The organism is Bengtsoniella intestinalis, from assembly GCF_039719005.1.
GTDB classification, from domain to species: Bacteria; Bacillota; Clostridia; order Oscillospirales; family Oscillospiraceae; genus Oscillibacter; species Oscillibacter intestinalis.
The window spans coordinates 2,608,327-2,619,977 of the sequence record NZ_CP133584.1 but is presented as its reverse complement, the minus strand read 5'-3'; the positions used below and the strand labels follow the sequence as shown (position 1 = coordinate 2,619,977).

6 protein-coding genes are annotated in these 11,651 nt (G+C 48.4%); 3 read left to right on the top strand and 3 right to left on the bottom strand.

Annotation, left to right across the window (positions count from 1 at the left end; translation table 11 throughout):
- Positions 1-32 precede the first annotated feature (32 nt).
- Both RFF05_RS12485 and RFF05_RS12480 read right to left on the bottom strand, forming a co-directional pair.
- Positions 33-200: a helix-turn-helix domain-containing protein gene (locus tag RFF05_RS12485; protein ID WP_409967400.1), complete on the bottom strand. Its 168-nt coding sequence runs from the start codon at positions 198-200 to the stop codon at positions 33-35.
- Between the two features lie 400 nt (positions 201-600).
- Positions 601-4,803, bottom strand: coding sequence for an S-layer homology domain-containing protein (locus RFF05_RS12480; protein WP_409967399.1), 4,203 nt, complete (start codon positions 4,801-4,803; stop codon positions 601-603).
- 101 nt (positions 4,804-4,904) lie between these two features.
- On the opposite strand from RFF05_RS12480, the gene RFF05_RS12475 reads away from it, so the two are divergent.
- Both RFF05_RS12475 and RFF05_RS12470 read left to right on the top strand, forming a co-directional pair.
- A complete protein-coding gene (locus tag RFF05_RS12475; RefSeq protein ID WP_409967398.1) occupies positions 4,905-5,033 on the top strand; it encodes an S-layer homology domain-containing protein in 129 nt (42 codons plus the stop codon).
- A 179-nt stretch (positions 5,034-5,212) separates the two neighbouring features.
- A complete protein-coding gene (locus RFF05_RS12470) occupies positions 5,213-5,431 on the top strand; it encodes a hypothetical protein (protein WP_409967397.1) in 219 nt (72 codons plus the stop codon).
- Positions 5,432-5,631: 200 nt separating this feature from the next.
- Here RFF05_RS12470 and RFF05_RS12465 read toward each other — a convergent pair whose 3' ends face one another.
- Positions 5,632-6,354, bottom strand: a complete 723-nt coding sequence (locus tag RFF05_RS12465) for a FadR/GntR family transcriptional regulator (protein WP_409970116.1) — start codon at positions 6,352-6,354, stop codon at positions 5,632-5,634.
- Positions 6,355-7,090: 736 nt separating this feature from the next.
- Between RFF05_RS12465 and RFF05_RS12460 the strand changes: the two genes are divergently transcribed.
- Positions 7,091-11,644, top strand: a complete 4,554-nt coding sequence (locus tag RFF05_RS12460) for an S-layer homology domain-containing protein (RefSeq protein WP_409967396.1) — start codon at positions 7,091-7,093, stop codon at positions 11,642-11,644.
- Positions 11,645-11,651: the final 7 nt, after the last annotated feature.

Here is an 11,651-nt window from a genome sequence, read left to right as displayed (position 1 = left end):
CACTCCAGCCGAGATGGCTAGAGTGACCATTTTCATTCTCCCTCCAAAAACGCATCTAGCGCTGCCAATGTCACGCGGTACTCTCGCCCCACTTTTAGCGCCTCTAGCTCTCCTGCTCGTATCATGGCACGGACTTGGTGCTGGGATGTCTTCAGAAATGCGGCAATTTCTGAGATAGTGAACACCTCATTTATGCCCATGGGTCGTCATTTGTTGGATGGGTTTGCCCCTCTTTGTATAGCTTATTATGGATTTGACAGCTTTGCCAGCGGTCAAATCCCCATTGTCACAGTAAAGTCGTCACGCATGGCCACTGGGGCTAAAGCAAGAGATTTACAAGAATTTGGAGGCAATTGGATATGGAATTTAATCAGACAGAAATGATTCTCTATCGCACGGAGGATGGCGTAACGAAAATTCAGTTGTCAACCAATCGTTGACAACTACTTCCTAGGGGGCGTCCCTTATCTCGGAACGCAGTGACGCAAAAAGAGAGAGGCCACTTGTTACGGTGGTCTCTCTCTTGGTCGCTTTTAAGCACAGGATACAGGTCGTAAGACCCTGTATAGAAGTGCGCCCTTCTTTGGAAGGGATGGGTAGTTACTCAGCCAAGTTGCGATACAGGAAGGTCACAATCTGGCCTCTTGTGCAATCGCTATTGGGGCTGAATGCAGTATCGTTGGTGCCAGTAGTGATGCCCTCGGATACTGCCCAGAGGACCGCATTGTAGTAGTAGGTATCTTCGTCTATATCGGCGAAGGGATTCGAACCATCAACTGCTGGCTCGCCAGCGGCACGGTACATAAAGGTCGCAATCTGGCTACGAGAGCAGACTGCATTCGCACTGAAGGTAGTACCATCGCCAGTACCAGAGGTAATGCCCATTTCAACCGCCCATAGAACTGCGTTGTAATAGTAGGCATCTGTGTTCACGTCAGAGAAAGGATTTTCGCCAGTGACGTCAGGTTCGCCAGCTGCACGATACAAGAATGTAACGGCTTGGGCACGGGTGCAGGAAGTGGTGGGGCGGAAGGTGCCGTCGCTGTAGCCAGACGTGATGCCGTTTTCCACAGCCCAGATGACTGCATCGTAGTAATACGCGTCGTCGCTCACGTCGCTAAACAAGCTATCGTCGCCATCTTCAGACACGAAGGTGACGGTAACCGTCACAGCGGCACCAGGTTGCAGGTAGCTGCAAGTGCCGTCGCCGTTATCGGTGACACTCACCTCTTTACCAGAAGAATAGGTCACGCTCACACTACCCACTTCATACCCATCGTCGGGGCTAGTGGTGATGGTGATGGTCGTGCCAGAAGTAGCCTTGGTAGCACTGATGCTCACATCACCATTGGAAGTACTCGCCACGGTGGAAGTGTAGGTAGAGGCGCCAGAGCTGGAGGAACTGGTGCTAGGCGTAGTTTCAGAGCTGGTGATGGCATAGGTAGAGAAGAACTTGGCATGGATGATGATACCAGTCACCACGTCCAAATCGTCAATGGTGGTGTACACCAATTCGATATATTCGCCATCGCTGTTCTTGCTGGTTTTCAGGGTGTCCACATCGTCATCGTGGTAACGCAAGACGGTGTAATACGCCATGCCTTGCATATCCACAGGCAGGTCGATGGTGAAGGAAAGCAGTGCAAAAGTTTCGGAAACAGGGGTGATTTCGTAGGTATCCACAATCATATCCACGGTAATATCCATGATGTAGCCCACGGCGTCAGATGCTTCGGCAATGGCTTCCAACGCATCGTCATCATTGGCAGAAGCGATGGTGACTGCGATTTCCACGGAGCTAACTTCGGTGGCATCAGCAGTTTCAGCCTCAGTCGTTGCCAAGGCGTCCAAGTTTGCCACAGTGGTGGTGCTTAACCCAGCTTCCACAACCACAGAGGTAGATACGTCAATATCGTACATGGTGATATCGATGGTGGTACCCTCCGTGATGGTCACATGGCGGGTGGTGGTGATATCGTTATAGGTAACAGTCATGTCGTAGGTGCCAACAGGGATATTGGAGATGATATAATAGCCCTCGGGCATGGTATTCATCTTCAAACTATCCGTCAATTGTACGGTAGCACCGCCGATTGTATTGCCTGCATTGTCGTAGACATATCCCTCAATTATTGCATTGGTGTTCCAAAGGGCAGTCATGGTCACATCAGCTTCAGGTTGGATGAACTCAGCGCCAGCGGCGTAGATTTTGCCATCATAGCTCCAACCTGCGAAGGTTTGGTTATAGTTGGTGGTGGGGGTTGGCAGGGTGTGGACGGTGGTTGAGATACCAGAGATGGCATCCACTGCATTTCCAGCCCCTGTGTCAAAGCTTACGGTGTAAGTTGTAGGCACTTCTTCATACACCACAACAGAACCAACGGTGCCAGAGAGATAATAGTTGGAGCTAGTAAGGGTGACTTCGATGGTATAGCTGTCGGCAGGTGCAGTGCTCAAATCCACTTCCACGCCGTCTGCATCATAGTAGGCTACAGAATAGGCTACAGATGGGTCAAGGGTGTAGGTGGGCGCTACATAGCGACCTGCTTCAAAGCTGTTACCAGACACAGAAACTGTGACAGGTGCTTTGGAAATAACAAAAGCGATGGAGGCGGTGACACCTTGGGTGGTGATGCTAGCGGTGTATGTGCCAGCATCAGTGGGAGTGCTACAGCTCACACCATCTTGCGTGTAAACAATGGTTTGGGTTCCCAAAACGCCGCTGTTTTCGTCATAAATAGATGCAACTTTTGCACTGTCATCATACACCAAATCTTCAGGTGCCAAAATGGACAGCTTGCCCACGGTTTCGTCGTTTAATTTGGCATAGATGGTGTTGCCGCTGGCGGTGTATTTCACAGTGGACGCAGGTTGCACCGTATTGTATGCGCCTTCGGTGGTCACTTCATAGCCAGTGGCTGCCCAATCGCTATTCAGGGTTGCAGTGAACAAACCGCCAGAAATTACAATGGTACCACTATTGGTGATGGTGCCATTGAGCAGGCCATCGCCAACGCTATCTTTGATGTTCAACGTATCGCTGTTGGAAATGCCATACCCCTCTCTAAATGCCAGGGTGCAACCATTCAAATCAAGGGTGATGGATTTGCCAATGGCGATTCCGCTTTCGTTCGTATCAGCCACCAAGGTGACGGTGTCGCCGTCACCGGCATCGGAGATGGCATCGGCTAGAGTGGGGTAGAATTCGTAATAATCCACGCCGCCCCAAGAACTCACATAATACGCCACACTACCGAACACTTCCGTTTCGGGGAGATAGTCATATTCAAAACCGCCAGAATTGTATACAGTACCAGGGTTGGAGAGTGTTGCACCTTCGTAGATGCAAATCCAGTAGGTATTACTTAAGGTGCCGTTGTTGGTGAATGTTGCATCGGCAGTAATGTCAATGAGATAGGTGTTGTTGGTGATTGTGCCATTGTTTTCAACTACGCAATCCAATTCCAGATAACCGTTATTGACAATACTTGCGCCTGTGGGGATTAGCAACTTACCCGTACCAACACTATCCGTGATGGTCAAATCACTTATTGACGTATATGGGTAAGAATAGTAATACGCAGTTGTGATAAACTCGCCACTACCAGACAATGTGTAACCATTGAGGTCGATGGTGTAATGATGAGAGACTGTCATGTCGATATCTGCATCAAGCACGTCTTCTTGCAAAACAATGGTACAATATGTATTGCTTTGAGCAGAGGTAATGGCATCAGCTAGAGAGTAAAATCCTTCTTCGCCAATGGTTGCAACATATGGGTCAGCCGTCACCGTGAATACATAATCGCTAGTGGAAGTACCAGCGGTAGTAACAGAACAGTGTTCAGCAACGTAGGCGGAGAATGCTGCTTCTGTCAAACCAGTGTTGGAGAAGGTGCCACCGTAGATGTTGATTGAGGCAGAACCAGATGATTGAGTAATTGCAATTTTCCCATCGAAGCTACCATCATAGACATTAATGGCCGCCACTGCAGCACTGTAACCAGAATCAGCTCTTAGCACAGCGATATCTGCTTGCCAATCACCGCCATAGATATTGACGGTGCCCCCAGAACTATAGATGTAAGCGCCATAACCATTGTTTGTGTATTTACCACCATAAACGTTGGTAACAGTGTTGGTTGTCCATTGTGCAGCCACAGCTGAACTATTCCAATTGTTAGCATACTCTTGATATACTTCGCAATCCCTCATAGTAATGCCAGAACTGCCGTTCTGCACACCGCCACCCACAGAACAATAGAAAACACATCCAGTGATAGTAGCAGAAGTGACATCATTTAAGTGCATACAGAGATTCCCGCAGTATGCATTATAAAAAACCATATCATATACATACACTGTTGCATAGTTATAATCAGTTGAACCAATTACACCCTTTGCACCAATTGTTTGTGTTGACGTGGCTGATTCTTCATCATCTAATTTGCCAGCGATAAATGTGCCGCCATACATGGTAAATATAGCGCCAGATTTTATATTTATCGGATGGTCTTTGACAGCTACATCATTTGGCACTGTAATTGTATACCCTGCCAAGTTAAAATCTTTTTCGCTTGTGATATACATAACGCCATAAGTACCCGTATCATACTCAACGCTCTTAGTCAGCTTCCCATACACCTCAGTGGTGTTGGTCAAAAAGTCATATAATCCTTGGGCTGTGCTAATCTCAACAGGGTCGCTTGCGCTGTCCCCTGCTGCGTTCGCTCCAGTCACCAGCACGCCCATCAGCGTCATAGTCATCAAAGCTATTGTAAGTAATTTTCGTCCTAGTTTCATACATCAAGTCTCCTTTACTTTTTCTGTCATCCATTATAGCATACATCTTCAATGAAAGCACCCCTGTTTTTAAGTTTCTTCATTCTGCACGATGCACCCAAATGTCTAACGTGACCGATGGCATCTACGACTATGCCTCTGTCATGTGGGCAGTTGAACACGGTATCACCACTGGCTACTCTGACAGCAACTTCCAACCCACACCATCTGCAACCGAGGCGCCATCGTAACCTTCCTGTATCGTTACTTGGGCTAAGGCAGTTTGAGTGGTAAAAAAAGACTCTAACCAAACAGCATAAAAAACAGCTACAATTTGGACTTCCAGTCGTAGCTATTTTTTCGCCTAGTGGAGCGAATTGTCCCCCAACACCCCCTTGAACCCACATCGCACGCTGATTCTCTTGATTGGATGGAGATTTCGGCTTCGGAGATTATCGAACGCGTCACGTCTCGGGTGCAACCTGGGTCTATCGTCTTGTTCCACAATGCGGCGCTTCACACGCCAGAGGCATTGCCCACTATTTTGGAAACCCTTATCTCACAGGGCTACACCATTGTTCCCATTTCTCAGCTGATTCTCTCGACGCCCTACACCATCGACCACACGGGCAGACAGTTTGCCGCATAACGGCATACATAACATAAGCCGACACTGCTGCCATTTGGACATACAGCAGTGTCGGCTTGTTTTTATTCTGATTTGCTCAATGCCTGCGCCTTTTTCTTGTATTGTTGCGCCTGTATTAAATGGAAGACTTTTTTTGTGCCTCCGATAGTATCATTTTAAAACTACGGAATTGGGGTACAGCCCCTCACCGTTCAACACCATTATCCAAAGGAAATGGGTGCTGTATGTTGGCTTTTTTCCACGTTGGCTTTCCATATGGATAAGCTGTCGGCAACCACTTGACGCACCCGTGTGCAGTCTCGGTCTTTCAAGCAATCCAGCATTTCTTGGTGATGGTGGTCGGCCTTGGCAAATTGGGCTTCTGAGCAGATATTATTTTCGATGGAGCCTTCAAACAAGCCATAAACCCCAGTGACAATGCGGGATAAAAACTTGTTGTGGCTGGCTGTGGCCAAACACATATGGAACTGATAGTCGACCTTGGACGCCCCACGCAAATCCCCTGTGGTGAAGCAAGTTCGCATTTGCGCCATAATCTCCTCTAGCGCTTGGATATCTTGGTCTGTGGCACGCAACACCGCCATTTCCAAAACATCTTCATCTAAAGTTTGCCGCAGTTCGATGATTTCTTCTGGATTGCTGTCTTCTAAAAGCATGCTGTAGACCATGAAATCCATGATATTAGGGCGGATTTCACTGCAAATATAGGTGCCGTCCCCTCGTTTGATTTCCACAATGCCCATGGCTGTGAGAATTTTCATGGCTTCTCGCAACGAATTACGACTGACGTGGAGTTCCTCCATCAGCTCAAATTCTGTGGGTAACTTGTCACCCATGGCAAAGCGTCCACGCCCAATGGCGTCACGGATTTTGTGGATAATTTTATCCACCACCGTGCCTCCAGGAATGGGTTCCATTGTCACAGGTTCCAAAAATTGGTTTTTCGAATGAGCCCCCTCCTTTCTCAGCGTATACACGCTCTGCGTTCTGTGTTTTATTATAAAAGTATACCACAAAGATACAAATGTGACAATAATTGTTTTGTAATTTTCAAAAACAGCATTTTTGTGCCTATTCCATGGGGTTGGTGTTTCAAAGAAAGAAATTGCCCATTTATACAATATGGTCACTGGGACTAACGCCCCATGGCAGGTGCGTGACGGTTTTCCCTGTGCGGTAGTAGGCTTGCATGGTATCTTGTGGCACCATGTTTTCTCAACATAGAAAGTAATCCAATCCGTATAAAACGCCTTCTAAATCTGCGCTAACTCGCTAAAAATTGTATCACGCAAAGAGAAAATATGCAATACAAACCTTGGATACACAGCTTGAAAACAGGTGTATTGACACGGACGGTATGATACCTCTGCAATGCCAAAAGCCCCCCTCTTAAGCCCCAATATCATTGATTGCCAACGTCTAGGCTAGTCTAGATAGGTTGATTGCAATCTCATCATTTCGCCATGAACCTTCAAAAAATATAGATAGAAAAACGCACCAAATTGCGCAGAATTTGGTAGAGTTTTTCTTGACGAAATCGGTTGCAATCCCTTAAGCAAAATGTTACAATACATTGGCAATATTAGTCGAAATTAGATTATATTGTAACTAATTGGAAATAATTATAACCAATTTGGAAAAACCTAGGAGGAATAGAGTATGAAGAAACTTTGGGCAACCGCCCTAGCAGCCCTAGCCTTAGTCGGCATCATGGCCGTCAGCGCAAGCTCTGACGAAGTGACCGTGGGCGAGGGTGGTAACTACACCGATTTGACCACCGCCATCGCTGCCGTGAGTGAGGGTACCACCATCACCCTCATCAACGACATCACCTTGACCGAAGGTGTGGTAGTCCCCACCGATAAGGCCATCACCATTGATGGCGACGGGCATAAGCTGACCTATACCACCGCTATTTACGGCGCATTCAAAAGTGAATCCACCGTCCATGTGGCGTCTGGCACCGATTTAACTTTGGTGGACATCCACTTTGTCAAAGACAATGGCACTGCCGCCGGCACTGCTGTTTGCACCAATGAAAACGTGGACAACGTGTCCATCACTTTGGATGGTTGCACCTTGGAAAACCTCTACACTGGCGTATATGTAGGCCATGTGGAAGAAACCGAAATGACCAACTCCATTTCCATCACCGACTGCACCTATTTGGACACCACCTATGGGTATTCCATCGATGAAGTCACCACTGGTTCCATCGTGGATGGCGTAAATGTGACCTTTGACAACAACACTGGTGTGGAAACTGTCAGCGAACCTTGGTCTAACATCGTCCTAGACAACGGCGACTACAAAAAGGCGTATAGCACTTTGTATAGCGCAGTCTATGCCGCTACCAATGGTGGCACTGTAACCCTGAATAAAAATGTCAGCAGTTCTTTGTCCCTGCCCAGCGCGCCTGTGACCATTGATTTGAATGGCTATACCTGGACTGCGACCTCTGCCGTGTCGATCAATACCGCTGACAAGGACTTAACTGTTAAAAACGGCAATATCTCTGCAAATTATAGTTCCGCTGTCCTTGCCGTCACTAAGCAAGGCAAGCTGACTTTAGACGGCGTGAAGCTCACAAACACTGGCAATGGCGCGCCTGTTTATATCACAGGCGCTATCTCTGGTGTGGACGTGATTGATTCCACCATCACTGGTAAATATTATGCCATTGGTACCAACGCCACCGATGGGGATAGAAACGATATTGTTGTCAACGTTAAAAACTCCACCTTGGAAACCACTGCCGTATATGGCGTTCCTCTGTTGATCAACATTCCATCCACTGTCACTGTGGAAGACACCATTATCACCACCCGTACCACTGGTATTATGATGCGTGGCGGCGAAGGCACCTTCACCAACGTGACCGTGAAGGTGGCAGAAGACTTTAGCGATGCTGGCAACTCTAATGTACAAAAATACTTTGATGAAAACTGGGGCACTGGCACCTATATTCCCTCTGCTGCCATTGTGGTGGGCAACCGTACTGCTGGTACTAGCTACAGATATTCCACCGATGTGTCCTTTGAAAACGTGACCATCTCTGTCCATGAAGATGTGAGCGACGAAGAAACCGCTCGTTCCAACCAACTGTACCTGTATGGGTACTACGGTGACGGCATCACTGATTATAGCGCCACCGCCACCATTGGCGCAGGTTGCGACTTCGGTAAAATCACCCAAGGCGGCGGCTATACCAACGTGATTTTGAACGACGATTACACCACTGATACCATGACCATCCCTGCCGACAGCACCTTTGTTGTGGGCGAAGACGCTACCTTGACCGTCACCGATGCTCTGAGCGTGGAAGGTTCCCTGACCAACGACGGCACCATCGTGGTCAGCGATGCAGTCGCACTGCAAACTGCTCTGCGTGCTGGCGGTACTGTGAAACTGGGTAAAGACATCACCGTCGAATCTGGCAATGTTGTCGAAAATCAAGGCGTGATTGAAATCAACAAGGACATCACCTTGGATGGCCAAGGTTATACACTCACTGCTGAAGACACTTCTTCTAATAAAGTTGGTTTTAACTTCATCAATATCACCGATGGCGCACAAGTCACCTTGGAAAACATGGAAATTGTGAACAAGGCAGGCAACACCTATATTAAAAATGGTGTAAATGTGTACTCTGCTAATGGCAATATGTCCAATGTGGATATGAATTCTGTCACTGTGACGGATTTCAAGTGCAATGTGATGGTGAACAACTCCACCGCAACCTTGGAAGATTGCACTCTGGCTGACGGCACTTGGGGCTATGACATCTCCGTGGCTGTTGGTCAAAACATTACGGCAAACGACTTGCGTATGCTGACCTTGGTGGGCGCCAATGACATCGGCGTAATTCTCGCAGGGACAGACTATGTGGATTTAGACGACTCCACCACCACTTATTATCCCGTGGCCAGTGGTTCTGGAACAGTATATGCGTATATTCCCACTGTAACTGGCTTTGAAGTTGACGGCATTTATTTTGCTACCATCACCGATGCCATGGAAGCTGCAGCCGATGGCGACACCATTTTGGTCAGCGAGGATGTGACCGAGGAAATTCGGATTACGAAATCACTTACCCTGAAAGCTGTTGGCAATGTAACACTGGCTGGTGGCGTGTACGTTCGTGCAGCCACAACCACTGAAGATATTGACGGCGTAGTCATCGATGGATTTACCATTGGCGACAAAAATACCAGCAAAAGAAATGTGAATGTGGAAGCCCACGAAACCAACACAATTAGCAATGTGACGATTTCCAACAACACCATTTACGGCGGTATTTTCGCCAACAATACGGCTGGCACTGTCACCCGAAACTCCGTTGTCAACCTGACAATCAGTGGCAATACCATTGACAACCAAAGCATCACAAATGTCAGTGGTATCAATGCTTGGAACTGTGAAAATGCCCTCATCACTGGCAACACCATCATCCAAGGCTATTTCAACGGCATCAATTTCATGAATAGCACTGGTCGTATCACCAACAACACCATTGTTGATTATTGCGAGCAAGAAGGTGGCGAAGGTGCATTGAAATTCTCTGGCAACACCGACGTAGTTGTCACTGGCAATGATATCGCTGTTGTGGCTGGTAAAAACGCTGTCTATGCCATGAATGGCACTTATGTTGACGTAAGCAACAACAATTTCAACACCACTGACCCCACTTCTTATGTGGAAGCTGGCTCCACCGTGATTTTTGGTGAACTTTCCACCGAAGCTCCCACCGAAGCTGACAAAGTGGAAGCTTCCATGGGCTCTGTGGCTGATTTGACCACTGAAACTGCAAGCGAAAATCAAACTGTTATCAACAATGTGGCAACCGAAGTGACCACCGTTGTGGCCGCTACCACCGATGCCCACATGGATACCACCATCGTGGAAGCTGTCAACACCTTGGACGCACTGTTTGTGGCGGCCAATGACAATCTGACCTCCACACCTGCTACTCCAACTGTGACCACCACCGCCATCGATGACAGCAAAGCAGTGGAAGTCTCTGGCTTGGCACTGTCCGTGTTCGGTGGTACTACCGTCACCGAAGGCACAGCCGTCTCCATCGCTGTGGAGCAAACCACTGGTGATGACATTACTGCCGACGTGGATGTCACCGCAGACACCATCGTTCTGAGCATCAAACCTATGGTCAATGTGGACAACGCAGGTGCAACTGTCATCGACAACTCCAACCTGCAAACCCCTGTCACCTTCACCATCTACCTCACCGATGATTTTGCTGGCACTTATGCTGACGTGGTGCACATCAAGTCTGATGATTCCACCGAATCTATGCGCCTGAAAGTCTACACCGATGACGATGGCCACAAGTATATTACGATGACCGTCGCCGAGTTCTCCAACTTCCTGATCACCCCCTATACCTATACCTCTGGTTCTAGCACTTCCACCTATACCTCCTCCGTGGCCTCCACTTCTAACGGCGATGTGAGCATCAGCTCTAGCAAGTCTGCTTCTGGTACTAAAATCACCATCACCACCGATCCTAACAACGGCTACGAAGTGGGCACTGTCACTGTCGCCTATTCCTCTGGTCGTGAAGTCACCGTTACCGACAACGGCGACGGCACTTACAGCTACATCCAACCCGGCGCAGCTGTCACCGTCACTGTGACCTTCGTGTCCGAAGACGGTGAAGAAAGCGAAACCGAAACCAACACCTTCACCGACGTGGATGTGAACGCTTACTACTACGACGCTGTGCTGTGGGCTGTTGACAATGGCATCACCGCTGGCTACGCTGACGATACCTTCCGTCCCACTGACTCTTGCACCCGTGCCCAAGCTGTCACCTTCTTGTGGCGTGCCGCTGGTGAGCCAGAAGCCACCATCGACAATCCCTTCTCCGATTTGGATGAAACTGCGTACTACTACAACGCTGTGCTGTGGGCTGTTGAAAACGACATCACCACTGGTTATGAAGACGGCACCTTCCGCCCCAACACCACTTGCAACCGTGGCGCTATTGTCACCTTCTTGTACCGTGCCTCTGGTGAACCCACCGCATCTGGCACTGCCATGAGCGATGTAGCCGTTGACTCTTACTGCTACGATGCAGTGCTGTGGGCTGTTTCTGAAGGCATCACCACTGGCTACAGTGATGGTACATTCCAACCCAACACCGTGTGCAACCGCGGTGCCATTGTAACCTTCCTGTATCGTTACATGGGCTAAGCGTTGA